The organism is Gordonia sp. NPDC127522, assembly GCF_042672305.1.
In the GTDB taxonomy this organism is placed as follows: Bacteria; Actinomycetota; Actinomycetes; order Mycobacteriales; family Mycobacteriaceae; genus Gordonia; species Gordonia hongkongensis.
The window spans coordinates 50,791-76,769 of the sequence record NZ_JBHXVK010000014.1 but is presented as its reverse complement, the minus strand read 5'-3'; the positions used below and the strand labels follow the sequence as shown (position 1 = coordinate 76,769).

General features: G+C 69.5%; 10 protein-coding genes (1 of these 10 running past the window's edge). 8 read left to right on the top strand and 2 right to left on the bottom strand.

Going from position 1 to position 25,979, the window contains the following annotated elements; all coding sequences use genetic code 11:
• The first annotated feature begins 1 nt into the window (after window position 1).
• The 3 genes from aztD (at window position 2) to ACFVHY_RS18680 (ending at window position 2,882) form a co-directional block, all read left to right on the top strand.
• Window positions 2-1,249 (top strand): zinc metallochaperone AztD, encoded by a 1,248-nt coding sequence (gene aztD, locus ACFVHY_RS18690; RefSeq protein ID WP_390274535.1) that lies wholly within the window; start codon window positions 2-4, stop codon window positions 1,247-1,249.
• A gap of 128 nt (window positions 1,250-1,377) precedes the next feature.
• Complete coding sequence (gene coaE, locus ACFVHY_RS18685) at window positions 1,378-2,274, top strand: dephospho-CoA kinase (protein ID WP_390274533.1); 897 nt, start codon at window positions 1,378-1,380, stop codon at window positions 2,272-2,274.
• A gap of 137 nt (window positions 2,275-2,411) precedes the next feature.
• The gene (locus ACFVHY_RS18680; protein WP_390274532.1) at window positions 2,412-2,882 is read left to right on the top strand and encodes a hypothetical protein; all 471 of its coding nucleotides are present in this window, start codon (window positions 2,412-2,414) and stop codon (window positions 2,880-2,882) included.
• Between the two features lies 1 nt (window position 2,883).
• Here the strand turns inward: ACFVHY_RS18680 and ACFVHY_RS18675 are convergent, their stop codons facing one another.
• Window positions 2,884-3,477, bottom strand: a complete 594-nt coding sequence (locus ACFVHY_RS18675) for a DUF402 domain-containing protein (RefSeq protein WP_390274529.1) — start codon at window positions 3,475-3,477, stop codon at window positions 2,884-2,886.
• Window positions 3,478-3,572: 95 nt separating this feature from the next.
• Here ACFVHY_RS18675 and ACFVHY_RS18670 point away from each other — a divergent pair, with 95 nt between their 5' ends.
• The 3 genes from ACFVHY_RS18670 to ACFVHY_RS18660 all read left to right on the top strand — a co-directional run bounded on the left by ACFVHY_RS18670 (window position 3,573) and on the right by ACFVHY_RS18660 (window position 7,028).
• Entirely contained in the window at window positions 3,573-4,238 is a 666-nt protein-coding gene (locus tag ACFVHY_RS18670; protein WP_390274526.1) for a hypothetical protein, read from the top strand.
• Window positions 4,239-4,258: 20 nt separating this feature from the next.
• A complete protein-coding gene (gene uvrB / locus ACFVHY_RS18665) occupies window positions 4,259-6,415 on the top strand; it encodes an excinuclease ABC subunit UvrB (protein WP_058251857.1) in 2,157 nt (718 codons plus the stop codon).
• 169 nt (window positions 6,416-6,584) lie between these two features.
• A complete protein-coding gene (locus ACFVHY_RS18660; protein WP_058251858.1) occupies window positions 6,585-7,028 on the top strand; it encodes a universal stress protein in 444 nt (147 codons plus the stop codon).
• Window positions 7,029-7,075: 47 nt separating this feature from the next.
• On the opposite strand, the gene ACFVHY_RS18655 is transcribed toward ACFVHY_RS18660, so the two are convergent.
• Window positions 7,076-7,993 carry a hydroxymethylglutaryl-CoA lyase gene (locus tag ACFVHY_RS18655; RefSeq protein WP_390274523.1) on the bottom strand — a complete coding sequence of 306 codons (918 nt, stop codon included), beginning with the start codon at window positions 7,991-7,993 and terminating at the stop codon, window positions 7,076-7,078.
• Between the two features lie 567 nt (window positions 7,994-8,560).
• Here ACFVHY_RS18655 and ACFVHY_RS18650 point away from each other — a divergent pair.
• Together ACFVHY_RS18650 and ACFVHY_RS18645 are read left to right on the top strand one after the other, a co-directional pair.
• A complete protein-coding gene (locus ACFVHY_RS18650) occupies window positions 8,561-16,717 on the top strand; it encodes an amino acid adenylation domain-containing protein (protein WP_390274520.1) in 8,157 nt (2,718 codons plus the stop codon).
• Window positions 16,714-25,979 carry the beginning of a non-ribosomal peptide synthase/polyketide synthase gene (locus tag ACFVHY_RS18645; protein WP_390274517.1) on the top strand. Its footprint extends 17,071 nt past the window's final position, so only the first 9,266 of its 26,337 coding nucleotides appear in the window; the start codon lies at window positions 16,714-16,716; its stop codon lies off the right edge, out of view. Before ACFVHY_RS18650 ends, ACFVHY_RS18645 begins: the two co-directional genes overlap by 4 nt.

Genomic DNA, 25,979 nt, shown 5'->3' with positions numbered 1-25,979 from the left:
CATGTTCACTGTTCGGGTGTTTGCACAACGGACAAATCTGCCCCGCTCTCTCGCGCTTCTCACCGCCGCGTCGTTCGCGCTCGTCGCCTGCGGGAGCGAGGATTCGAGCGCATCCGCGCCCTCCTCCAGTTCGGCCGCGGCCGTCGAGCAGCAGAGCGCCACGCCGCGCCTCGCGCTCAGCTACGACGGCGGCATCCTGGTCCTCGACGCGGAGTCGTTGGAGCAGGTCGAAGACCTCCCGATCGACGGCTTCATCCGGCTCAACAGCGCCGACAACGGCCGCAATGTGTTCGTCTCGGAGTCGGACGGGTTCCGCGTTCTCGACATGGGTACCTGGACGCGTCAGCACGGCGACCATGGTCACTACTACACGACCACACCGGCGCTCACCGACATGACGTTCGGCGGTGAAGAGCCGGGACATGTTGTGCCGCATGACTCCCGGATCGCGCTCTTCACCGACGGTACGGGCCAGGTCGACATCGTCGAGCCCGCCGAGCTCCTGCGGGGCAACCCGGCGTCGACCTCGTTCACCCTTCCCGAGCCGCATCACGGGGTCGCGGTGTTCCGAGAGGACGGCACGGTCGTCGTCACCGTCGGGAACGAGGACTCGCGCAGCGGGATCGCGATCCTCGACCCGGAGCGCAAGGAGATCGTGCGCAACGACCAGTGCCCGGGTGTGCACGGCGAGGCCGCCGGCGCCGACGGAGTCCTCGCGTTCGGTTGCGAGGACGGACTGCTCATCGTGGACGGGAACGACATCCGCAAGGTCGAGAGCCCCGACGAGTACGGCCGCATCGGCAACCAGGCCGGTAGTGAGGAGTCCCCGATCATCCTCGGCGACTACAAGTCCGACCCGGACGCCGAACTCGAACGGCCGACCCGGTTCTCGCTCACCGATACTCGCACGGGTCAGCTCCGGCTCGTCGACCTCGGTACCTCCTACAGCTTCCGCTCCATCGAGCGCGGCCCCGGCGGGTCCGCCGTGATCCTGGGAACCGACGGTGCCCTGCACGTCTTCGATGCCAACACTGCCGCGAAGACCGCCACGATCCCGGCCATCGGCGCATGGACCGAACCCGACGAGTGGCAGTCCCCGATGCCGAACGTCGTGGTGCAGGAGGGCATCGCCTACGTCAGCGACCCGGCCGCCAAGAAGATCGTCGCCATCGATCTGAACAAGAACGAAAAGGTCGGCGAGGCGGACCTGCCGCACGAGACCATCGAACTGGCGGCCGTCACCGGCTGATTCCTCAACCCGAGGAGACCTCGTCTCGACGTCGTGACCCGCTGGGGATCATCGCGCGAGACGGGGTCTCTCGTGTTCGGCGGGGCCCTTCCAGCGTGTCGCAGACGGAATTTGTCACACTGGTGGGCGTGATCAGGCTTGGGCTGACCGGTGGCATCGGGGCCGGCAAATCGACTGTGGCAAAGACGTTCGTCGAGCGGGGCGCGTACATCATCGACGCGGACAAGGTCGCCCGGGAGGTGGTCGAGCCGGGATCCGAGGGTCTGGCCGCGCTCGTCGAGGCGTTCGGTCCGGACATCCTGGCCGCCGACGGGAGTCTCGATCGTCCGGCTCTCGCGGCGAAGGCCTTCGTCGACGACGAGTCGCGGCTGACGCTCAACGGCATCACCCACCCGCTCATCGGCGCGCGGACACAGGCCATGCTCGACGACGCGCCGGCCGACGCGATTGTGGTGCAAGACATCCCGTTGCTCGTCGAGAACCACACGGCGCCGTTCTTCCATCTGGTCGTGATCGTGTTCGCCGAGGCCGACGTGCGGTTGCACCGATTGACGACCATGCGGGGTGTCGCCGAGGCCGATGCCCGCGCCCGGATCGCCGCGCAGGCGACCGACGAGCAGCGTCGTGCCGTGGCCGACGTATGGCTGGACAACTCGGGCGCCCCCGAGGAACTGGCGGCATCGGCCGCCCGGGTCTGGGACGAGCGCCTCGTGCCGCTCGAGCTGAACGTCCGCGAGCGTCGCGTCGCCGAGTCGGTGCCCGGACTCGTGGCAGCAGAACCGAATCCCGAGGGCCCGTCCGCGCGTCTGGTGAACCGATTGTGGGCGCTCGCCGGCGAACTGGCCACCGCGGTCGACATCGTCGACCCGGCGGCGGTCGATTTGCGGGTGACCGCACGTGACGCCGGCGCCGCGGAGGGCTTGGCGGATCGTCTCGCCGACGGTGGATTCGCGCCGGCCGGACCGGATCTGTACGGGTCCTGTGATCCCGGACGGCCGGCCACGGTGCGGGTCGTCACGCGCTGACCGACGGTTGGCAAAGAACTGACTACAAACGTTACCAAAATCGGCACATGCCGCCCCGTCCGCTGCTAACTTGTGAGTCGCACGCCCCCGCGGTGGGGGTTGTTCGCTGAAGACGAAGCCTAGGAGTGGAGTACAGCATGGTCGGTCGGGGAAGTCGGAGTAGCGCGCGGATTGCCGGTGGCGCAATAGCGTTTGGTGCAGTGGCATGCGCGAGCGTAGCGCTGGCCGCGCCGGCGGAGGCGGCGCTGCAGGGTATCGCGGTGGACACTCTTCCGGGTTACGGCTCGTCGGCCAACGGCTCGTTCAATTACGGGGTATACGGCGCGGGATGCTCCTACGAACTGTCCGTGCTCGTCAATGACCCGCGTTCGGCCAAGTCGAATCTGAAGGTCACCCTGGTGGGCGCCGGGCGCACGGTCACGATCTACGACCAGAAGCCCACGAGTGTCGAGACCCGGCCCACGTGGCGGCCGTCGTCGCCGGGCCGGTACCTGCTGAAGGCGACCCTCGACGGGGTCGAGAAGTCGAGGGCGGTCACGGTGGGTACCGGCGTCCAGCTCCCGGACTTCATCCGGAACGGGTCCTGTTTCGTGCTGCCGACCTACTGATCTACCGGGCGTCGCCGTGACGGCGGTGGCCGTGGTCGCGAAAGGCCACCGCGCCACCCGCCGCGGCGTCGAGCCAGGCCTGGATGTCGTTGCCGTGTTCCGCCGCCCCGACGAGGGCACGCGTGGCGATCTCGACGGCTTCGACGCACTGCGCGGTGTCGAGCAGTCCCTCACGGTGGGCCTCGAGCAGCTCGTCGGTGTCGAGCAGCAGGGGAGGGGTGCCCGGTACGTCGACGAGATCGAGGTACCAGTCCTCGGCATGCCACCGGCCGTCGTCGTCGGGGCCGGCGAACCGTCCGACATCCAGGTACAGGCGCTGCCCTTCGCGGTAGCCGCCCTGGTAGTGGAAGATGTTGGCGCGCAATCCCAAAGCGGGTAGCAGCCATGACTCCAGGTGGTCGAATCTGGGGTGCCCGGGAGCGTGGCGCGACATGTACAGCCCGAAGCCGGTGACGCGATACTCCTCGACCTCCCGGACGAATCCCTTGTTGTCGGTGTTCGTCATCGCCGGGACGTCGAAAGTCTCGCGTTTGGGCGGGTGCAGCGGGTGCGGTGCTGACCCGGGGTCGGCGGTGCGCCCGCCATCGCTCGTCATGCTCCGAATCTAGACAGCCCGACCGACGATCTCAGGGTGAAAGCCCGAGTTCTCACCGATGCGTCCGACCGCCTGCCCGCGGGATGGTCGACGACATGAGGACTTTCGTCGCCGAACGGGGCCGTGGTGTGGCCCGCGAACGAATCACAGCGCGGCCGACCGTCAAGCGCGCACGGCACGTGCTGCTGTGGATACATGTGCTCTCGTCGGTCTGTTGGATGAGCCAGGCGCTCACGATGGCGGTTCTGATGCTGAGTCCCGGGGACGGGGGCGCGGTTGCCGCGCACCTCCTCGACACCACGGTCCTGGTGGTCTCTGCCAACGTGTCCGCGATGTCGGGATTCCTGCTGTCCGCGACGACGCCGTGGGGCTTCTTCCTCCACTGGTGGGTCCTCGTGAAGTTCGCGATCACGGTGAGCCAGCTCGTCGTCGGGATCGCGGTGCTCTCACCAGCTCTCGACTCGGCGGCGCGCGCCCGCGAAGTCGCGTCGGCCGGCCTGCTCGTGTCGACGGTCCTGATGGCCACGTTGATCGCGTTCCAGGGCTGGCTGTCGATCGCGAAACCGTGGTCGCGCGTGCCGCGCCGGTCCCGCGGCAAGGCGCCGGTTCCGGGCCCGGCGGTCCGGGTCGCGGCGCCCGTCGCGCTCCTCGCCGACGTCGGAGTGTTCGTCGTCGTCGGCCAGCCGATCCCGCTGTGCTCGGCGCTCGTGCTCGTCGCCGCGCTCTTCGGACGCCGGTCCGCGGGAACATCGATGTCATAGGTCGCGTTTACCCTGGCACTATGGCTTTTGCAGCAGAACGCCCCGTCATCGCGCACTCGGAGTTCCGGCCGGTCGGCGAGATCGAGCGGACCGATGCCCGCCTGCAGGTCGTCAGCGAGTACGAACCGGCCGGCGACCAGCCCGCCGCCATCGAAGACCTCACCCGCCGGATCAAGGCCGGAGAGAAGGACATCGTCCTCCTCGGCGCGACCGGCACCGGAAAGTCGGCGACCACGGCCTGGCTCATCGAGCAGGTCCAGCGCCCGACGCTCGTGATGGCGCCGAACAAGACGCTTGCGGCGCAGCTCGCGAACGAACTGCGCGAGATGCTGCCCAACAACGCCGTCGAGTACTTCGTGTCGTACTACGACTACTACCAACCCGAGGCGTACATCGCGCAGACCGACACCTACATCGAGAAGGACTCGTCGATCAACGACGACGTCGAGCGCCTACGTCACTCGGCGACGTCGAGCCTGCTGTCGCGACGCGACGTGGTCGTCGTCGCCTCGGTGTCCTGCATCTACGGCCTCGGTACGCCGCAGTCCTATCTCGACCGGTCCGTCGAGATCGAGGTCGGTCAGGAGATCGATCGCGACGCCCTGCTGCGTCTGCTCGTCGACGTCCAGTACACGCGCAATGACATGTCGTTCACCCGCGGCAGCTTCCGGGTGCGCGGGGACACGGTCGAGATCATCCCGTCCTATGAGGAACTGGCTGTGCGCATCGAGTTCTTCGGCGACGAGGTCGAGTCGCTGTACTTCCTGCATCCGCTGACCGGTGACGTCGTGCGCCAGGTCGACTCGCTGCGCATCTTCCCGGCCACCCATTACGTCGCCGGACCCGAGCGCATGGAGAAGGCGATGGCGAGCATCGAGCGCGAGCTCGAGGAACGACTCGCCGAGCTGGAGGGCAAGGGCAAGCTGCTGGAGGCCCAGCGTCTGCGCATGCGCACCACCTACGACCTGGAGATGATGCGTCAGGTCGGGTTCTGCTCGGGCATCGAGAACTACTCGCGCCACATCGACGGCCGAGCTGCGGGGAGCGCGCCGGCCACGCTCATCGACTACTTCCCGGACGACTTCCTCCTCGTCATCGACGAGTCGCACGTGACGGTGCCCCAGATCGGCGGCATGTACGAGGGCGACATGTCGCGCAAGCGCAACCTCGTCGAGTACGGATTCCGGTTGCCTTCGGCGGTCGACAACCGACCGCTCACCTGGGACGAGTTCGTCGACCGCATCGGACAGACCGTGTATCTGTCCGCGACTCCCGGGCCGTACGAACTGGGCCAGTCCAACGGCGAGTTCGTCGAACAGGTGATCCGTCCGACGGGACTCGTGGACCCGCAGGTCGTGGTGAAGCCCACTAAGGGCCAGATCGACGATCTGGTCCATGAGATCCGCGAGCGAACCGATCGCGACGAGCGCGTCCTGGTGACCACCCTGACCAAGAAGATGGCCGAGGATCTCACCGATTACCTGCTCGAACTCGGCATCCGCGTCCGGTACCTCCACTCGGAGGTCGACACCCTGCGTCGTGTCGAACTGCTCCGCCAGCTGCGCTCCGGTGATTACGACGTCCTGGTGGGCATCAACCTGCTCCGCGAGGGTCTCGACCTGCCCGAGGTCTCGCTCGTCGCGATTCTCGACGCCGACAAGGAGGGCTTCCTGCGGAGCACCACGTCGCTCATCCAGACGATCGGTCGCGCGGCCCGCAACGTGTCCGGCGAGGTCCACATGTATGCGGACAAGATCACCGATTCGATGCGCAACGCCATCGACGAGACCGAGCGGCGTCGCGAGAAGCAGATCGCGTACAACAAGGCGAACGGCATCGATCCGAAGCCGCTGCGCAAGAAGATCGCCGACATCCTGGACCAGGTCTACAAGGAAGCCGAGGACGAGGCCGTGGCGGTCGGCGGTTCCGGACGCAACTCCAGCCGCGGACGCCGCGCACAGGGTGAGGTGTCGAAGGCCGGTAGTTCGGGGGTCATCGAGAAGCGTGACGTGTCGATGATGCCCCGCGCCGAGCTCGCCGACCTCGTGTCGCAACTCACCGACCAGATGATGAGTGCCGCTCGGGATCTGCAGTTCGAACTCGCCGGACGACTCCGCGACGAGATCGCCGATCTGAAGAAGGAGATGCGAGGGATGGACGCGGCCGGGATCAAGTGACGTCTGTTCGGGGTGGCAGCGTCGGGTTCACGATGTGCCGATCACCACGAACGGGGGACAGACGCGCCCGCGGCACACTAATGTCCCCGTGCAGGACCCCTGCATTGTGGGTATACGCGATGACGCCTCGCTGATGGGCAGCGAGGCGAATTCATGTCGAGAGGTTGGGATGAGCTCTTACGAAACCGTCGTCGTCGGAACGGACGGCTCCGAGTCGTCGATGAAGGCTGTGGAGCGTGCGGGTGCACTCGCGGGCGACGCTCAGTTGGTGATCGCGTGCGCGTACTTCCCGAACGAGCGCGGAGCCGGCGACGCCGCGGATGTCCTGAAAGACGAGGCGTACCAGGTCACCGGATCGACGCCGACCGAGGAGATCCTGCGAACCGCAAAGGAACGGGCCACCAAGGCCGGTGCGTCGAACGTGGTGCAGCGGCCGGTCAAGGGTGCTCCGGTCGACGCACTCCTGCAGTTGGTGAGCGACGTCAAGGCCGATCTTCTCGTCGTGGGCAATCGCGGCCTGAATTCGATCGCCGGCCGGCTCCTCGGATCGGTCCCCGCCGACGTCGCCCGCAAGTCGGCGTGCGACGTGCTCATCGTCCACACCACCGGATAGTCGGCGAAGGGTTTCCCACCGGTGCGTTCGCACCGATGGGGTCCCGCTCAGATGTCCCCGTCTCCGCGGACGGCCGGAAATGCTCCGGCACGTCCGAGGAGTGCGGGGACATTCTTGTCGAGGGCCCGGCCCAGCCACGCGGCGGCGTCGATCAGCCCCTGCATGTCGACACCCGTGATGACCTCGGACCGATCGAGTGCATAGACGAGATCCTCGGACGCGATGTTGCCGGTCGCCGCGGGCGCGAACGGACACCCACCGAATCCGCCGACACTGGCGTCGATGGCGCCGGCCCCCGAATCGAGCGCGGTGAGAGCATTCGCGTAACCGGTGTTCCGCGTGTTGTGGAAATGCCAGCGCTGTGGAATACCGGGCGCACGCTCCGCCGTGCGGGCGGCGAGATCGCGGACCTGCGCCGGAACCCCGACGCCGATCGTGTCGGCGAAAGCGATCTCGTCCGGGGCGGCCTGATCGGTCAACCGCGCCACGATGTCGGAGATCCGGCGCGGGTCGACCTCGCCCGTGAACGGGCAGCCGAACGCGACCGCGATGGTCACCGTCGTCGCGAGGCCGGCCGCGCGCGCGTCGCGCACCACATCGACGGCCGCGGAAACGGTGTCCTCGACACCGCAGCCCTGATTACGGCGGCTGAACGCCTCGGTGGCCACGACGACCGCGTTCACCTCGTCGACCGCGGAGGCGAGAGCGCGGTCGAGACCACGACGATTCAGGACGAGCCCGATATAGGAGACACCGTCCACGCGGGGCACCCCGGCCATGACCTCCTCGGCGCCGGCCATCTGCGGTACGCGTTTGGGGTTCACGAAACTCACCGCCTCGATCCGGCGCACGCCGGCGTCGACGGCCCGGGCGATGAACTCGATCTTCTCCTCGACGGAGAGCAGGGTCTGCTCGTTCTGCAACCCGTCCCGCGGGCCCACCTCGATCAACTGCACGTCTGACACCAGTCCGATCTTGCCTTGTCCGGCGCTGCGACTCCATCGATCGAGGCCCCCTCGCTTCGCTCCCGGCGCCGGTGCCCATTCGGCCCGCTCGCTTCGCTCCCGGCGCCGGTGTTCATTCGGCCCGCTCGCTTCGCTCCCGGCGCCGGGCGATGCCATGTCCGACATGCCGTTCTGCCCCGGTGTCGGTCGAACGACCGAATCCTTCGGTCCCGGAACCACGCCAGACGGTACGAGAGTGACCGGTGTGGCTCCACCGCACTCAGGTGATCTCATCTGTCACACCAGTTGCTGAACTAACCCCATCGTCCCGTGCAGTCGGTTGTGCGGGATGTATCACTTTCGGAAGCGGATGCGATGTACCGCGTATGATTCGTTGCTGTTCGACGATGGCTGCGGGGGGACGCGGGAGCGTCATCGTCGAGCGACCCAATCGCCGAAACCGACGTCGGACGACGCATGGATGACACTGTGTCCCACCGAGATGGGACTGGGGGAGACTGGCGCCCGGGGGCACCCCGCGCGCCTCGAGGGGCGGATCTACTGGATCTGACCGCGGCTCAGCGCGCCATGTGGTTTGCCGAGAACCTGGTCGACGACCACTCGGTCACCGTCGCGCACTACCTCGACATCGTCGACGACGGACGCCCGTTCGATCGGGAGTTGTTCCGTCGGGGAGTGCTGGAGGCGGCACGCGACCTGCAGACGGCGTACACGCGCGTGGTCGAGGTCGATGGCACGCCTCGGCAGTACATCGACTTCTCCGTTCCGTTCGACGTGATCGACGTCGATCTGCGGACGCATCCGGATCCCGAAGCGGCAGCCGTCGACTGGATGCGCGCCGACCATCAGCGGTCCGTGGACCTGCTGGCCGATCCGGTCGCCGTCGCGGCCTTCATCCGGATCGCCGACGACCGGACGTACTGGTACATGCGCGGTCACCACATCGCGTTCGACGGATACGGCGCACTGATGTGCCTGCACGAAGCGGTGGCGCGCTACAACGAGTACCGCGAGCCGGATCCTTCGGCGGAGGTCGCTGTCACGGTGCCGCCGCGAACCGGGCGCCGACCGGTCCGCCGCGCCAGCATCGCCGAGGTCGTCGCCGACGACGCGGCCTACCGGCGGAGCACGCGGTTCGAGAAAGACCGCGAGTTCTGGCAGGAACGTGCCGCCGGGCTCCCCGAGCGGGTCAGCCTCGCGGCACACCCGGCCACCGCCGGCGTCCGCAACGAGACCGTCGTCTCCGCCGGGCTGCTCGGTCCCGAACTGGATGAGGCGCTGCGTCGGTGCGCCCGGGACCTCGACGCCTCGGTTGCCGCCATCCTCACCGCCGCGTTCGCCGCGTTTCTCGCGCGCATGTCCGGCAGCGACGACATCGTCCTCAGTCTGCCGGTCACCGCACGGACGACGGCGCGCGTCCGGCACTCGGCCGGGATGGTCTCCAACATGTTGCCGCTGCGCGTGGACGGAATCTCCTCGGCGACGTGCGCCGACGTCGTCGCGGCGGTCAGCGCGGAGATCACCGCGGGTCTGCGTCATCAACGGTATCGATCCGAAGACATCAGGGCGGCAGCCGGTTTCGGTGATGCCCGCGGTACGTCGTTCGGACCGTTGGTCAACCTGTTGCTGTTCGACAAGCCGATCGTCATCGACGGCGCCCGCGTGCGCTATCACATGCTGTCCGCCGGTCTGGTCGAAGACCTGGTGATGAACGTCTTCGCGGCCGGCCCGGAGGCCCCGCTGGAAGTGGGTCTGCACGCGAATCCCACGCTGTACGGGTCGGCGGAACTCGAGGCACATCGCGATCGCCTGCTCAACGTGCTCACACAGTTCGTCGCGCACCCGAACCGGCCTGTCACCGACCTCGACCTGCTGATGGCCGGGGAGTCGGCAACCCTGGATCACCTCGGTTCCGGCGGGCCGGCCGTCGGCGTGGGCGGTGAGCACGTGCTGGCCGCCTTCGATCGCCAGGTCGAGTCGACGCCGGACGCGCCCGCGGTGACGTTCGGCGACACCACCCTCACCTACCGCGACTTCGCGCGTGCCTGCGACACATTCGCGAACCGGTTCACGAGTCTGGGCGCGCGGCGCGGCGATCGCATCGTCGTGGCACTGGACCGCTCGATCGACCAGGTGTGCGCCGTGTATGCCGCGATCGGGCTGGGTGCGGTCTACGTGCCCGTCGATCCGGCCGAACCGGACGAGCGGCGACAGGCGATCATCGCCGCGGTCGAACCCGCCCTGGTCGTCGACGCACACTTCATCGCCGGTCTCGACTCCCCGCTTCCCGGTCCGACGGCACGGCCGCATCGGGAGACCCGGGTTCCGGCTGATCTGGCCGCCTACGTCATCTTCACGTCGGGATCGACCGGGACCCCCAAAGGTGTCGAGATCGGTCATCGGGCGATCGAGCAACGCCTCGGGTGGATGCAGCACGACCACCCGATCGCCGCGGGGGACGCCGTGCTGTACAAGACGCCGGCAACCTTCGACGTGTCGGTCTGGGAGTTGCTGTGGCCGTTGCGCGTCGGGGCGCGGATGGTGATCGCGGCGCCCGGCGGACACCGCGATCCCGCGTACCTCCGCGACCTCATCGCGCGATCCGGCGTCACCGTCCTGCATTTCGTGCCGTCGATGCTCGATGCCTATCTCGACGTGGTGCTCGGACCGGACCCCGGTGGTTCGACGACTCAGTCCGTCGACGACTTCGGCGGAACCGACACGGTGTCGCACGAACGGCTCTCCCTACCCGATCACGTGCGATGGGTGTTCACGTCGGGCGAGGCGCTGCCGGCCCGGCTCGCCCGGCGCGTACGGTCGACCACCCGAGCCGGACTGGTGAACTTGTACGGGCCGACCGAGGCCGCGATCGACGTGACCGCCCAGCGGGTCACGACGGATGGTCCCGTCGTTCCGATCGGACACCCGGTACCGGGGACCGAGGTGCGGGTCCTCGACAGCCGACTCCGTCCGGTTCCGGTCGGGGTCGCCGGCGAGTTGTATCTGGTGGGGCCGCAGCTGGCATCGTGCTACGTCGGTGCGCCGGGACTGACATCAGGCAGGTTCACGGCCGATCCGCGGGGGGACGTGGGTGCCCGGATGTACCGCACCGGGGATCTGGTCCGATGGACTGCCGACGGTGAACTGGAGTATCTGGGACGAACCGATCAGCAGATCAAGATCCGGGGTCAGCGCGTGGAACCCGGCGAGGTGGAGGCGGTGATCGCCGCGATCCCGGGCGTCGACGCGGTAGCGGTCGTCGCCCGCCGCGATCTCGGGCCCGCACCGGTTCTCGTCGCCTATCTCCGTGCTCGCCGGGATGGGTCCGTGCCCGAATCCCGCGCCGATCATGATGCCGGTGTCACCCGGCAACTGCTCGATGCCGACGCTGTGCGTGCGCACTGCCGACGGCGACTCCCCGGACACATGGTTCCGCCGGGGATTGTCTTCCTCGATGCGTTTCCCACCACCCGGTCGGGCAAGCTGGACACACGCGCGCTGCCGGTTCCCGTACTCGGCTCCGCCGCAACGAGTTTCCGGACGCCGCAGACCCCGGTCGAGCGGGCGATCGTGTCGCTGGTGGAGGAGGCGTTGGACCGTGAGGGGGTCAGCGTCTCGGACAATCTCTTCGCTTTGGGGGCGGATTCGTTGCTCGCCGCCCGGATGGTGGCCCGCGCACGTGTCGACCACGGCCTGGGGATTGCCCTGACCGACGTCTTCGACGCGGTCGACCTCGCCGATCTCGCGTCACGCGCCGTGGTCGTCCCGCAGTCCGACCGGTCCGCAGCGACCCGGTCGCAACCACCGCGTCCGGCGCGAACCCCGCTGTCGCAAGCGCAGACCCGGTTGTGGTTCATCAACCGGATGTCGCCGGCCGAGTCGACCTATAACATGTCGGGCGCGCTGCGCCTGGCGCACGCGCTGGACACCGATGCCATGCACCGGGCGGTCCTGGACGTCGTCGACCGGCACGAGATCCTGCGCACGGTGTTCCCGGTCGTCGACGGCGAACCCGAGCAGCGAATCCTGGACACGCGCACGGCTGCCGATCTTCTGGGCGGGACACACGTCCAGCTCCACGCCGGAGACGATGTGAACGTGGCGATCTCCGCCATCACCGACGTGGGCTTCGATCTGGCCGAGGAGATCCCGTTCCGGTACCGCCTGGTGACCGGACATCCGGATGGCGACATCGTCGTGCTGGTCCTTCATCACATCGCGGCCGACGGGCACTCGCTCCGGCCGCTGCTGCGAGATCTGATGACCGCGTACGACAGTCGACGCGCGGGTGCGGAACCGGATCTCTCACCGTTGCCGATGCAGTACGCCGATGTCGCCGTCGAGCGCGCCGAGACGCTCGGAACGCCGGATGCGCCGTCGTCGGTTCTGGTCGAGGGCCTGGAGTTCTGGCGGGCGGAGTTGCGCGGCGCGCCGGATCTGCTGCAGTTGCCCACCGATCGGCCGCGTCCGCGGGTGATGTCGAGTAGCGGAGCGCATGTGGACACCGTGCTCGGGACGGGCCTGACCGCGGGGATCCGGCAGCTCGCGAGATCGTTGGCGGTCACCCCGTTCGCGGTGTTCCAGTCCGCCCTGGCGATCACCTTGGGTCGGCTGGCCGCCACCGACGACGTGAGTATCGGGACCGCGGTCGCCGGCCGCGACGATCCGGCGCTCGCCGACCTCGTCGGCATGTTCGTCAACACCGTCGTGCTGCGAACGACCCTGCAACCCGGGGACACCGTCGCCGACTTCGTCACCGCCGCGCATCGCCGCTGCGCGCGCGCGATGAGCCGCGCCGACGTCCCGTTCGAACGGGTCGTGGACGCTGTCGCGCCACACCGGTCGCCGTCGCACTCGCCGCTGTTCCAGGTCGCGCTGACGGTTCAACCCGATCAGTTGGCCGAGCTCGCCCGATGGGCCGGGTCCGCAGAGGTCCTCGATGCCCGGGTACCGTCCGCGAAGTACGACGTGACCGTGTCGGTCACTGACCGCACCGACCGTTACGACGTCGAATTCGCCTATGCAACCGATCTTTTCGACGACGCTACGGTGCGCGACATGGCGCGGCGGCTGGAGTTCGTCCTGGAGCAGATGGTGCACGAGTCGTCGCGGAGCATCGGTGCGATCGACCTGCTCCGCCCGGACGAGATGCGTACCCTGGCGGCGCCGGCCCGGGGATCGCGTCCGGAGCAGACCCTCGCAACCCTGCTGACGCGCGGTCTCGCGAGCGCCGACCCCGGCGCCCCTGCCCTGCTCGGGGAGAGCGCGGTCCGCTGGTCCGAGGTGACGACCACGACCAATCAGATCGCCCGCGTCCTGATCGAACGCGGCATCGGCCCAGGCGACGTCGTCGCGGTGAGCATCCCGCGCTCGCCCCGGTCGGTCCTGGCCGTACTGGGCGTGGCCATGAGCGGCGCCGCCTTCGTGATGATCGACTCCCGTCTGCCCGCCGCCCGCCGTTCGGCGATGCTCGCCGACAGCGGTGCGGTTCTGGTCATCACGGCGGATTCCGTTGCCGCAGAAGGCGCCGGGTCCTCGGTGACCCGATCCACGGTCGCGCAGCTGGTTCTCGATGACCTCGAGGTGGATCTGGGCATCGCGGGACGGCCGACGCACCGGGTGGCCGACGCCGAGCGGGTGCGGCCGATCGCCCTCGACGACGCGGCCTATCTCCAGTTCACCTCGGGGTCCACCGGCCGGCCCAAGGCCGTCACGGTGACCAACGCCGGGTTCGCCGAACTGGTCGGCGAGCAGCAGCATCGCTTGGGCGCGGGCCCGGACTCGCGCATACTCCATGTCGCCGCACCGGGATTCGATGTCGCGGTCTGGGAGATCGTGTTCGCGGTGTGTTCGGGCGCCCAGCTGGCGATCAGCCCACCCGAGGTGTTCGCCGGTCCCGAGCTGGCGACCATCATCGCTCGTCACCGGGTCACCCACACGATCATGACGCCCACCGCGCTCGCCACTCTCGATCCTGCCGCGGTGCCCGAACTCTCGGTCGTGATGGTGGCGGGCGAGGCCTGCCCTCCGGAGTTGGTCGCGAGGTGGGATGCGGCCGGCCGCCCGCTGCTCAATCTCTACGGTCCCAGCGAGACCACGATTTGGGCCACCGCCTCCGCGCCCCTCCGGCCTGCGGAACCGGTCACGATCGGTGGGCCGATCGCCGGAGTCGGCGTCCGGGTCCTCGACGCCTGCATGCGTCCGGTGCCGGACGGTGTCCTGGGTGAGCTGTACCTGTCGGGACGGGCACTCGGGCGCGGCTACCACGGTCGTCCCGGACTGACGGCGGGCCGGTTCGTCGCCGATCCGTTCGAGACCGGGGGGCGGATGTACCGCACCGGTGACCTCGTCACGCGCACACCGTCCGGCGACATCGTCTACCACGGGCGCAACGACTTCCAGATCAAGATCCGCGGCATGCGGGTCGAACCCGGCGAGGTCGACGGCGTGCTCGCAAGTCATCCCGACGTGGACATCGCGGTCACCGTCGGAACGACGACTCCCGCTGGGGACACGGTGCTGGTGTCGTATGTGACCGCCCCTGCCGACCGGGTCCCCGCACCCGAGCACATCCTCGACCACGCCGCCGCCCGCCTGCCGTCGCACCTCGTACCGCACACCGTGGTGGTGCTCGACGAGTTGCCGATGACCCGAACCGGCAAGGTCGACCGCCGCGCCCTGCCCGCGGTGGAGATCTCGCCCGCACGTGAATATGTCGGCCCCCGCAGCCGGCTCGAGGGCGTCGTGGCCCAGATCTTCGCCGACGTGCTCGGGCTGCGGGAGGTCAGCGTGTACGACGGGTTTTTCGAACTCGGCGGGAGCTCGCTGTCGGCGACCAAGGTCGCCTATCGCGTCGAACAGCATGTCGGACGCCGCGTGCCGATGTCGCTGCTCTTCGAGAACCCGACCGTCGCGGACTTCGTGGCGGCGGTGGCAACGGCCGACCGGGCGGTCTCGGGACGCATGCTGACGCCGCGCGAACGCACTCATCTCGTCGACCTCACGGGAGTGCAACGCGGCCTGTGGTCGATCAACCAGACCGATCCGGCCTCGCCTGCCTATAACGTCGGCCTGACCCTGGAACTCGACGGCCGGCTCGACGTCCCGGCCCTCACGGGGGCGGTGGGTGACCTCGTCGCGCGGCATGAGTCGCTGCGCACCCGTTACCCGCTGCACGACGGCACACCGGTGCAACTCATCATCCCCGCTGCGGATGCGGTGCACGCGTTGCGGATTCCGCTCGTCGATCTCGCCGGTGACCGGCACGACATGCCCGCCGAGGACCGGTTGGGCGCCGAGGTCGCCGCTGTCGTCGGAGCGGGTTTCGACCTGACCGGCCCCCCGGCGGTACGCGCGACGATCCTGCGGGTGAGCCCGGACCGGCACTTGCTGGTGTTCGTCGTCCACCACATCAACGCCGACGGTGGGTCGCTCGGCCCGCTGGCCCGCGACCTCGCCGAGTTCTACTCCGAACGCATCTCGGGGCGAGCCGGATCGAGAAGTGCGGTGGGGCAGCGCGTGCAGTTCGCCGACTATGCGATCTGGCACGCCGAGCGCCTGCAGACCACGCGGCCCGACGGGGAGACGGAACGGCAGCGTCAACTGCGGTACTGGGGGCGGCGTCTGGATCGGGCGGGGGAGTCGGCGACGATCCCGACCGACCGGCCCCGGCCCGTGGAGCCCCGCCATGTGGGCGGAGTCGTCGATCTCGACATCCCGTCGTCGACCGCGACGATGCTCCGTCAGATGGCGCGGGTGGGTAACACGACGCAGTTCGCCGTCCTGCACGCGGCGCTCGCGGTTCTGCTCGGGCGGTTGTCGGGAAGCGACGACATCGTCATCGGCACACCGTTCGCCGGTCGTGATGATCCCGCCCTGACCGACATGGTGGGGATGCTCGCGACCACGGTGCCACTACGTACGCGGCTTCGCCTCGACGAGCCGTTCGCGGACCTCTTGCGACGGGTGCACACCGACGATTTCGCCGACCTGGGTCACGCCGACGTGTCCTTCGACGAGATCGTCGATCATCTCGCCCGAACCGCCCGTGCGTCGGTCCGCCGCGGACGCCGCAACCCGTTGTTCTCGGTGATGCTTTCCTACCAGAACCTCGAGTTCCCGGACATCGAACTCGACGGGCTGCATGTCCGGCCGCGTCTGCCCGAGTCCTTTCCCGCCAAGGTGGACCTCGAGGTCATGCTCTACCCGGGCGACCCCGACGGCGTCGACCGGAACGGCGCGCTGGGCGGGCAGATCGCCTTCGACACCGATCTCTTCGACCCCGGCACGGTGGCCCTGTTCGCCGAGAGGTTCCGAAATCTGTTGGCCGACATCGTGTCACGGCCGGACACTGCGATCGGGGACCTCGCCGTCTGGACGGAGCAGAACGCGCCGCAAGCGCGCGGGAACGATGCCGTCCGGCCGCTGCACGAGCTGGTGTCGGAGGTCGCGGCCGTCGCGCCCGACACGGTCATCGGCGTCGCGGGGGCGCCACAGGTGACCTTCGCCGATCTCGAGGCAACCGCGGTCGCCATGTCGATGTCGATTCCCGACGAAGACCCGGCGGAGGCGTTGACGATCGCCGTGGCGACGCTCCTCGCCGACGCCGACCGGTCCATCGACGAGGTCTTCGACAGCGTGCGAACCGCCGCCGATGCCGTCGTGCACGGCCATACGGGCGCCGGATCGGGCGCGGTCCAGCGAAATCGAGTGGAACCCGCGTGACGTCGGACACCTCGATTCCCCGCACCTCGACGGGGCATGCCCAGTCGTCGCTGCGCCGCCCGTCCGCGATTCGGCTGCTGGCGCTCGCCGCCGCCCATGCGGGCGACGACGAGGCGATGTCCGGGGCGGCCGGCCCGGTGACCTTCCGTGCTCTGCACCGCCGGGTCTCGGCCTCGGCGATCACCCTGGCAGAGCGGGGCGTCGCGGCCGACGCCGCCCTCCGCGCAACGGTGACGGCGCTGATGCCGCGCGCGGGGCTGAGCGGATCGCAACTCGCTTCCGCCGCGGCCGGAATCGTCGATGAACTCGACCGGCGGATCACCGAGATCCTGGGCCTCGGTGACCGCGAGACGCTGCCGGGGCTCTTCCGGATCGCCGCACGACGACGTGCCGACGCCGTCGCTCTCGCCGACCTCGACGGGGCGTCGCTCACCTACCGGGAACTCGACGTGCGCTCCGAACGGATGGCGCACGCCCTCGTCGATCGTGGTGCGGGTCCCGAAACACTCGTGGGGGTCGCGCTCCCGCGCTCGGTGGACCTCATCGTGGCGTTGCTCGCGGTTCTCAAGACCGGTGCGGCCTATCTACCCCTCGACCGGACACATCCGGTTGCGCGCCTGCGCGGGATCGTCGAGGACGCGTCGCCGGTCGCCGTCGTGGTCGACGCCGAGACGGTCGGGGCCTGGGCTGCGATGCCCGTGCCGCTGTGCACGCCGCAGGACCTGTTGGCGCAGTACGACATCGATGTCCGGTCGGTCTCGATCCCACCGCTGCCGGAGCAGGTGACCGCGCAGTCGAGCGCCTACGTGATGTACACCTCCGGATCCACCGGGCGCCCCAAAGGCGTTGTCGTCACCCACGACAACGTGGTGTCGCTGCTCGATGCGCTCGACGCCGTCGTGGAGAGTTCGCCCGCCGACGTGTGGTCGATGTTCCACTCCTACGCGTTCGACGTCTCGGTCGGCGAGATCTGGGCCGCACTGCGCGTCGGCGGTCGTCTCCTCGTGCTCGACCATGCGACGACCCGCGCCCCGGACGACGTGGTCGAGGCATTCGACCGGCACGGGGTCACGATCGTCAACTTCACCCCGTCGTCGTTCTATCAGTTCGCGGCGGTCGTCCGCCCGCCCCTCGGCCGTCGATTGCCGGAGTCCGTTCGGCGCCTGCACTTCTCGGGCGAACTCCTCGACTACGAGCATGTCCGGACATGGCAGACGGACCGGGCGGCCGACGGGTCGGCGACCCGTCCCGGCGCCGATGTCGCGGGCCCGCAATTGAACAACATGTACGGTCCCACCGAGACCACCGTCTACATGACCCGTCGGGAACTGACGCGCGCCTTCGTCGACCGGGCAACCGCCTCCGACATCGGGACCCCCCTGCTCGGTTCGCGGGTGTACGTCCTCGACGGTCGGCTCGCCGCCGTGCCCGACGGCGTGCCCGGTGAACTGTACGTCGCGGGCGCCCAGGTCACCCGCGGGTTCCTGAACCGGCACGGTCAGACGTCCACGCGGTACGTCGCCGACCCGTTCGGACCGCCGGGCGGTCGGATGTACCGGACCGGCGACATCGGGATGTCCCGCAACGGGTCCATCGAATTCGTGGGACGACGCGATGGCCAGGTGAAACTCCGCGGCTTCCGGATCGAGCTGGGAGAGGTCGAGTCGGCGATGTCGGCGCTCGACGGCGTCGACGCGGCGGGGGCGGACATCCGTACGCTCGGCGACACCGAGCATCTCGTCGGCTACTTCGTCGCCGCGGGCGGCGCCGCTTCGTCGGCCGTTGACGCAGTCGGGCTGTCGGACAGCGAGATCCGTACGCGCCTGGCGACCGCGGTGCCGGAGTACATGGTGCCCACCCGGTTCGTCCGGCTACCGCGACTGCCGCTCACCGTGAACGGCAAGCTCGATCGCGGCGCGCTGCCTGATCCGGGGTTCGGCGATGGCCCGGAGGTCGCCGAGCCGCCCGCCGGCGCGACCGAGGCGGCCCTGGCCGCACTGGTCGCCGAGATCTTGGGCGTGAGCGACGTCGGGGTCACCACGTCGTTGTTCGATCTCGGTGGCAACTCGCTCACCGCTACCCGGGTGGCCGCCCGGGCAGCCGAGCAATTCGGCACGACGGTCTCCGCGCGAGATGTGTTCGCCGATCCGACGGTCCGGGGTCTGGCAGCGGTCATCGACGGACGCGACCCCGGAGACCACGACGGACGCGGGGGAGCTGATCGCCGGGTGCCCCTGCGCCGAGTGGGCCGCGACGGGGTGCTCCCGTTGTCGCCCGCACAGCGTCGAATCTGGTTTCTGGAGACGCTGGATCCGGGCGGGGCCGGGTATCTCATCCCGGCCGTGCTCCGCCTCGATGCCGCATCGGGTTCTGGTCTGGAGGCGGCGGGTGACCGGTCCCCGGACCCTGCGGTCGTCGCCGCGGCTCTCGCGGATCTGCTTGCGCGACATGAGGTGCTGCGCACGCGATTCGTATCGGTGGACGGCGTTCCCGAGCAGGTCATCGCGCCCGCGGGAGACCCTCGACACGACGTCCGGGTGACACCCCCGATCGACATGCGCGGCGCCGACGAGGGCGACGTCACGGCCACCATCGCCGAGATCACCAGTCGTGGATTCGATCTCGAAGCCGGTGCGCCTGTTCGGGCCCGCCTGATCCGCGTCGCCGACGACGCCGTGATCCTGGTCCTGGTGGTGCACCACATCATCAGCGACGGTGGCTCGGTCGCGCCGATGGTCACCGACTTCGTCACCGCGTACGAGGCGCGCGCGGCCGGCCGCGAACCCAGCTGGGCGCCACTGCCGATCCAGTACGTCGACTACTCGGTGTGGCAGCACCATCGGCTCGGGGACGCCGCCGACCCCACGTCTCTCGCAGCACGTCAGCTCGACCACTGGCGAACCCGTCTCGCCGGGGTGCCGGCACTCATCGAGTTGCCGGTGGACCGGCCGCGCACCCCGGTTCGGGACGACTCGGGTGCCGAGCTGTCGGCGACGTTCGACGCCGCCACCTGGAACGCTCTGGGAGACCTCGCCGGTCGGCACGGCGCGACGATGTTCATGGCCGTCCACGCCCTGCTCGCGGTCACTCTCGTCCGGTCCGGCGCCGACGAGGACGTCGTCATCGGGACCCCGGTCGCGGGTCGGGGCGAGCGCGATCTGGACCCATTGATCGGGATGTTCGTCAACACGCTGGCGCTGCGCAGCCGGGTGCGTCGAGCGGCCTCGTTCACCGATCTGCTGGACGACATCCGCGAGATCGATGTGACCGCACTCGATCACGCCGATCTACCGTTCGAGACCGTGGTCGACGAGGTCGTCGCGGTACGCGACACCGCGCATCCGCCGCTGGTCCAGGTCGCTCTGGCATTCCAGAACGCCGCACGGCCGACCGTCGAGTTGCCGGGGGTCGTCGTCTCCGAGATCGAGGCCCCGGTCACCACCGCGAAGGTCGACCTGCAGATCACCGTCCTCGACGAGCCGGGCCGCAGCCCGGCCGACGACACGCGCGTGATCGTCACCTATGCCACCGCCCTCTTCGACGCCGGCACGGTGGACGCGTTCGTCCGTCGGATGACCGCCGTCGCGCGAGCGGTGGTGAGCGAGCCGCACGCGCCGGTCGGCGACCTGTCCACCGGAGACGATCACTCGGATGCGGTGATCGCGGCACCGGGTCTCGCGTCGGCGAGGTCGACGCTCGCCGACCTGCTGGACGCCGCAATCGCCGTGAACCCCGACGGCATCGCGGTCACCGAGAACGGGCAGCACCTGACGTACACCGAGCTCGACCTCCGTACGCGCCGGCTGGTCGGCGTGCTTCGTGCGCGCGGTGCCGCGCCGGACACCGTGATCGCCCTCGCCGCACCAAGATCTCTCGAAGGCACGGTCGGGTTCTGGGCGATCGCGCGCACGGGTGCGGCGGTGGCGCCCGTCGACCCCGGTGTGCCGGGGGAGCGCCTGCGCTACATGCTGGCCACCGTCGACGCGCGTCTGGGGGTCACCTCGTCCGAGGCCGTCGCCGGGCTGCGACCGGCGGCTGCGGCGGTGGACTGGGTCGTTGCCGAACAGCTAGGCGGTCCGGACGAGACCGGAGTCGCGTCCGCCCGACGTCCGCGCCCCGACGAGACGGCCTATGTCATCTTCACGTCCGGCTCGACCGGCCGGCCGAAAGGCGTCGCGGTCACCCACCGCGGGCTGGCCGATCTGGTCGCCGATGCCCGTGCGAGATTCGGACTCACGCCGGCGGCGCGCGTACTCCGCTTCGCGGCACCGGGTTTCGACGCCGCGGTGTTCGAGACACTGGTCGCGGTGGCGGCCGCGTCGACCATGGTCGTGGTGCCCGGCGGGGTCACGGGCGGCTCCGAACTCGCGGCGATCCTGCGGCGGGAGCGCATCACCCACGCGACGATCACCCCGACCGCCCTCGCCACGGTGTCCGAGGCGGTCACCGAATCGGGCGCGGCGACCGGCACCGGGTTCCCCGATCTCGAGGTCATCTCCGTCGCCGGTGACGTCTGTTCGCCGGAACTGGTCCGGGCATGGTCCGCCGGTCGCTCGATGCGCAATCTCTACGGTCCCACCGAGACCACCATCTGGGCGACATCGTCGGCACCGATGCGGCCCGACTCCGCGGTCACCATCGGCGGTCCGATCGCCGGTGTCACCGCCGCAGTTCTCGATTCCCGCCTGCATCCCGTTCCCGCCGGCGTGGCCGGTGAACTGTATCTGGCGGGTTCCGCCCTCGCCGCCGGCTACGTCGGCCAGACCGCGCTGACCGCCGAGCGCTTCGTCGCGGCACCGTTCGGCGCGCCGGGCGAGCGGATGTACCGGACCGGTGATCTCGTACGATGGCGCCGACGGAGCGGCCGCTGGACGTTGGACTTCCTGGGCCGCAGCGACTTCCAGGTCAAGATACGGGGTTTCCGGATCGAACTCGGTGAGATCGACGCGGTTCTCGGCGAGCACCCCGGGGTGGACTTCTCGACGACCGCCGGAATCGAACACCCGACCTCGGGTGAGACGGTCCTCGTGTCCTGGGTCCATGGTGTCGCCGGCGCTGCGCCCGACACCGCAGACGTCGCGACCCACGCGGCTCGACGGCTCCCCGCCCACATGGTGCCCACCGTGATCGTGCCGATCGACGACATCCCGCTGACGGCCACCGGAAAGCTCGACAGCAGGGCGTTGCCCACACCGCGTTTCGGTGGACACGTCCACGTCCGGCCGTCGACGGCAACCGAGCAGGCGGTCGCCGCGGTCTACGCCGAGGTCCTCGGACTCGATGCCGCGGAGGAGGTGTCGGCCGAGGCGTCGTTCTTCGATCTCGGCGGCACCTCGCTGTCGGCGACCCGGGTGGTGGCCCGCCTGGGTGGCCCGCTCGGCGTGGAGATCGGAGTCCGCGCGCTGTTCGAGACGCCGACGGCCCGGGCGCTGGCCGCCGCCGTCGATGCGGGGCAACACGCTCGCGGTGCCGATCTGCCCGCGCTCGAGGCGATCAGCCGGCCGGACCCGGTACCCCTCTCGTACGCCCAGCGTCGGATGTGGTTCCTGAACCAGTTCGATCCGCACTCCGCCGCCTACGTGATCCCCATCGTGGTCCGTCTGCGCGGCGACCTCGACGTGTCCGCGATGCGGGCGGCGATCCTCGACGTCGTCGACCGCCACGAGGTGCTGCGCACGATCTACCCGACGACGACGCCCGACGGCGACACCGGCGCGGAATCCATCGCGGCCGGGTCCGGGTCGGCCGAAACGGGCGCTCGCGCCGTCGAACCCGTGGCGCATGCGCCCGACGACTGGGCCGGGCGCATCACGATCGGGCACACCGTGGTCCCGCCGCGGGCCGCCGCATCCTCCGACCAGGTCGTCGACCAGGAGATCCAGGAACTCGTCACGACCACGTTCGACGTGACGACGGACCTACCGGTACGGGTGCGCGTCATCACCGCGTCGGCGGATCACCACCTACTCGTCATCGCGCTGCACCACATCGCCGCCGACGGTGAGTCGGCACCGGTGCTTGCGGCCGAGATCGCGCGGGCGTACGCGGCCAGGCGGTCGGGCCGCGCGCCGGACTGGCCGGCCCTGCGCTTCCAGTACGCGGATTACGCGGTGTGGCAACGGCATCGGCTCGGTGACCCCGCGGACGCCGACTCCCTGATCGCGCGCCAGTTGCGGTTCTGGGTCGAGCGGTTGACCGGCCTGCCCGACATCCTCCCGCTGCCGATCGACCGCCCGCGCCCCGCCGACACCGATGGACGCGCGGCCACCGTGCGGTGGTCATTGCCCGCGGCCGTGGTGTCGCGACTGCGCCGACGTGCCGCCGCCCGCCGTGCCACCCTGTTCATGGTCGCGCACACGGCCACCGTCGCGGTCCTCGCGCGCCTGACGTCGACGAACCGGATCGCCGTGGCCACGCCCGTCGCAGGACGAGGCCGACGCGAGATCGACCAGCTGATCGGCATGTTCGTCAACACCGTCATCCTGTCGGTCGACGTCGAGCCGCACCTCACCGTCGGCGCGTTGCTCGAGCAAGTCAAGCACGCCGACCTCGCGGCGTTCGACAACGCCGACGTGCCGTTCGAGCGGGTGATCGACGCGGTGAACCCGCAGCGCATCGAGAACGTGGAGCCGCTCGCCCAGGTGCTGCTCGTCCACTCCACAAGCGGCGGACCGGCGCACGGCACACTGGCCGATCTCGACACCGAGTTCGTCGAGATCGAGGACACCGCCGCGAAATTCGACCTCACCATCGGTTTCCGCGAGACCACCGACGGTGGGCTGACCGGCTCGATCGCCTATGCCACTGCGCTGTTCGACCCGGCGACCGCGGAGATGATCTCCGCGGCGTTGTCCGCGGCACTCAGCTCGATCGCCGCCGACGCCGACCTACCGGTCGCCGATCTCCCCATCCTCACCGCAGCCGAAGCTGATGCGCAACAGCAGCTCTCGGTCGGACCCGCGGTCGTCCTGCCCGACCTCACGATCCCGGCGGCGATCGCGGCCGCCGACCATCTGCGAGCGTCGGAGGCGGTTGCGGTGCGTTTCGGGGGCCGCACTCTCACCCACGGCGAGTTCGCCGCGCGGGTGGCCACCCTCGCGCGGGAACTCATCGCGCTGGGGATCGGCCCGGAGGACTGCGTCGCGGTGTGCATGCCGCGGTCGATCGAACTGGTCATCGCGGTCCACGCGGTACTCGCCGCCGGCGGTCAGTACATGCCGGTGGCACCCGACGCTCCCTCCGACCGCGTTCGCCACATGGTCGACACCGCGCACGCGAGGATCGCGCTGATCTGCGACGACCGGGCGCCCGCGGCGCACGTTGTCCCCCGCGCGATCGTTGTGGACGCCGCGAGCCCGGTCGACCTCGACACCGTCCCGGTCGCCGACGACGAACGTCTGTCGATACTGCGCCCCGACCACGCGGCGTACACCATCTTCACGTCGGGGTCCACCGGCCGCCCCAAGGGCGTCACGGTGTCCCATCGTGCCGTACTCAACCGATTGCGATGGGGAGTCGACGAATTCGGGATCGGACCGCACGACTCGGTCCTCCTGAAAACGCCCTTCACATTCGACGTGTCGGTGCCCGAACTGCTGACCCCGGCGCTGACCGGCGCCCGGTTGGTCATCGCGCCCGACGACGCCCATCTCGATCCGCATTCGATGGCTCGGCTGATCGACGCCGAGCAGATCACCACGGTGCACTTCGTACCGTCGCTGCTCGCCGTCTTCATCGATGAAATCCGGCCCGCTCGCTCCGCTGCCGGCGCCGGTGACATTCGGCCCGCTCGCTCCGCTCCCGGCGCCGGTGAGATCCGCGACGATGCTGCTTCGCCCCTGCCGAGCCTGCGACACCTCTACTGTTCCGGTGAGGCCCTGCCACCGGCGACGCTGCGGGCGACGCGCGTGGCGCTCCCACATGTACGCGTCTCCAACCTGTTCGGTCCCACCGAAGCCGCCGTCGAGGTCGCCGTCGCGACTCCGGACCCCGGCGCGGACGTGGTGCCCATCGGGCGGCCGGTGTGGAACACCCAGACGTTCGTCTTCGACGCACGGTTGCGTCCCGTGCCGGCGGGCGTCACCGGCGAGTTGTATCTGGGAGGCGTCCAGCTCGCCCGCGGGTATGCGGCGCGGCCGGACCTCACCGCCGAACGGTTCGTCGCCGATCCCGCAGGCGGCGGCCGACGCCTGTACCGCACCGGCGACCTCGTCCGGCGTAACCGTGCGGGCGACCTGGAGTACCTGGGACGCAGCGACTTCCAGGTCAAACTCCGCGGACAGCGGATCGAACTCGGTGAGATCGAGGCGGTCCTGTCCGGGATCGACGGCGTACGCCAGGCCGTGGTCACCGTCGCGCGCGCCCCGGGCGGTTCGGACCACCTGGTCGGATATCTCTTCGGACCCGGCGGCGGTGGACCGGACGGGGACGGGTTCATCGCACGCGCGCGGGAGGCGGTGGCCGCGTCGTTGCCGGCGTACATGCGGCCGACACTGTGGGTGCCGCTGACCGAAGCGCCGCTCGGCAGCACCGGGAAACTGGACCGGAAATCGCTCCCGGCGCCGCGCTTCGACCCGTTGTCGGAAGCCGTCCACGACGACGCCGCACCCGCCGACGACGCGGAACGGACCGTCGCCGCAGTCGTTGCATCACTGCTCGGGGTCGAGGACGTCCCGGTGACCCGGTCGTTCTTCGAACTCGGCGGGGACTCCATCGCCTCCATCCGCCTCACGTCGATGCTGCGCGCCGCGGGGCTCCATCTGACCCCGCGCGATGTGTTCGCGGCGTCGACCATCCGTGAGCTGGCCCGTCGTGCACAGACGGAGGCGATCCGGGGACTCGACGAAATGCCGGGCGGGGCAATCGGTTCGGTCGGGATGACCCCGGGCCTGGCGTGGATGCTCGACCTCGCCGACGACCCGGACGACCTCGCGGACTTCTCGCAGAGCACGGTGCTCGCGCTCCCGGTCGAGGCGGACGAGGCCGCCGTCCGTGCGGTGGTGATCGCGGTCGTCGCGGCCCATCCGATGCTGACCGCATCGCTGCGGTCCGACTCCGCCGGAGAACCGACTGTCGTGGCGGGCGACGGCGACCCGGGTGACATCACGGTCGAGATCCTCGACCGCTCGGACATCTCGACATCGAGCCGGCCATCGACGCCGGCGCGCTCCGTCGACGGCGCCGTTCGGGCAGCCCACGCGCGCGCCCTCGCGACCTTGTCGCCGGCCGAGGGACGACTGGTCGCGGCGATCGGCGTCCGCTT

Excerpts from the sequence above, each read along its gene's own strand:
- aztD (WP_390274535.1), top strand. The coding sequence starts at position 2 with ATGTTCACTGTTCGGGTGTTTGCACAACGGACAAATCTGCCCCGCTCT.
- ACFVHY_RS18680 (WP_390274532.1), top strand. The coding sequence starts at position 2,412 with ATGGTCGGTCGGGGAAGTCGGAGTAGCGCGCGGATTGCCGGTGGCGCA.
- ACFVHY_RS18675 (WP_390274529.1), bottom strand. The coding sequence starts at position 3,477 with ATGACGAGCGATGGCGGGCGCACCGCCGACCCCGGGTCAGCACCGCAC.
- ACFVHY_RS18670 (WP_390274526.1), top strand. The coding sequence starts at position 3,573 with ATGAGGACTTTCGTCGCCGAACGGGGCCGTGGTGTGGCCCGCGAACGA.
- uvrB (WP_058251857.1), top strand. The coding sequence starts at position 4,259 with ATGGCTTTTGCAGCAGAACGCCCCGTCATCGCGCACTCGGAGTTCCGG.
- ACFVHY_RS18660 (WP_058251858.1), top strand. The coding sequence starts at position 6,585 with ATGAGCTCTTACGAAACCGTCGTCGTCGGAACGGACGGCTCCGAGTCG.
- ACFVHY_RS18650 (WP_390274520.1), top strand. The coding sequence starts at position 8,561 with ATGTGGTTTGCCGAGAACCTGGTCGACGACCACTCGGTCACCGTCGCG.